Annotated in this window: 1 rRNA gene; it reads left to right on the forward strand. The window is 49.6% G+C overall.

The annotated features are described in order from the left end of the window. The first annotated feature begins 46 nt into the window (after positions 1-46). Positions 47-1599, forward strand: a 16S ribosomal RNA gene (locus L987_RS04075). The last annotated feature ends 90 nt before the right edge of the window (positions 1600-1689 follow it).

A 1689-nucleotide genomic window follows, 5' to 3' on the forward strand; every position in this document is an offset into this window, starting at 1 on the left:
ATAACACAAATTAGTATTTTATGAGCTAATCAAACATCATAATTCATTTATGGAGAGTTTGATCCTGGCTCAGGATGAACGCTGGCGGCGTGCCTAATACATGCAAGTCGAGCGAACAGATAAGGAGCTTGCTCCTTTGACGTTAGCGGCGGACGGGTGAGTAACACGTGGGTAACCTACCTATAAGACTGGGATAACTTCGGGAAACCGGAGCTAATACCGGATAACATTTGGAACCGCATGGTTCTAAAGTGAAAGATGGTTTTGCTATCACTTATAGATGGACCCGCGCCGTATTAGCTAGTTGGTAAGGTAACGGCTTACCAAGGCGACGATACGTAGCCGACCTGAGAGGGTGATCGGCCACACTGGAACTGAGACACGGTCCAGACTCCTACGGGAGGCAGCAGTAGGGAATCTTCCGCAATGGGCGAAAGCCTGACGGAGCAACGCCGCGTGAGTGATGAAGGGTTTCGGCTCGTAAAACTCTGTTATTAGGGAAGAACAAACGTGTAAGTAACTGTGCACGTCTTGACGGTACCTAATCAGAAAGCCACGGCTAACTACGTGCCAGCAGCCGCGGTAATACGTAGGTGGCAAGCGTTATCCGGAATTATTGGGCGTAAAGCGCGCGTAGGCGGTTTCTTAAGTCTGATGTGAAAGCCCACGGCTCAACCGTGGAGGGTCATTGGAAACTGGGAAACTTGAGTGCAGAAGAGGAAAGTGGAATTCCATGTGTAGCGGTGAAATGCGCAGAGATATGGAGGAACACCAGTGGCGAAGGCGACTTTCTGGTCTGTAACTGACGCTGATGTGCGAAAGCGTGGGGATCAAACAGGATTAGATACCCTGGTAGTCCACGCCGTAAACGATGAGTGCTAAGTGTTAGGGGGTTTCCGCCCCTTAGTGCTGCAGCTAACGCATTAAGCACTCCGCCTGGGGAGTACGACCGCAAGGTTGAAACTCAAAGGAATTGACGGGGACCCGCACAAGCGGTGGAGCATGTGGTTTAATTCGAAGCAACGCGAAGAACCTTACCAAATCTTGACATCCTTTGAAAACTCTAGAGATAGAGCCTTCCCCTTCGGGGGACAAAGTGACAGGTGGTGCATGGTTGTCGTCAGCTCGTGTCGTGAGATGTTGGGTTAAGTCCCGCAACGAGCGCAACCCTTAAGCTTAGTTGCCATCATTAAGTTGGGCACTCTAGGTTGACTGCCGGTGACAAACCGGAGGAAGGTGGGGATGACGTCAAATCATCATGCCCCTTATGATTTGGGCTACACACGTGCTACAATGGACAATACAAAGGGCAGCTAAACCGCGAGGTCATGCAAATCCCATAAAGTTGTTCTCAGTTCGGATTGTAGTCTGCAACTCGACTACATGAAGCTGGAATCGCTAGTAATCGTAGATCAGCATGCTACGGTGAATACGTTCCCGGGTCTTGTACACACCGCCCGTCACACCACGAGAGTTTGTAACACCCGAAGCCGGTGGAGTAACCATTTATGGAGCTAGCCGTCGAAGGTGGGACAAATGATTGGGGTGAAGTCGTAACAAGGTAGCCGTATCGGAAGGTGCGGCTGGATCACCTCCTTTCTAAGGATATATTCGGAACATCTTCTTACGAAGATGCAGGAATAACATTGACATATTGTATTCAGTTTTGAATGCTCATTGGAGTATTCA

The sequence above is a fragment of the Staphylococcus sp. ZWU0021 genome, assembly GCF_000798895.1.
Lineage (GTDB): Bacteria > Bacillota > Bacilli > Staphylococcales > Staphylococcaceae > Staphylococcus > Staphylococcus saprophyticus.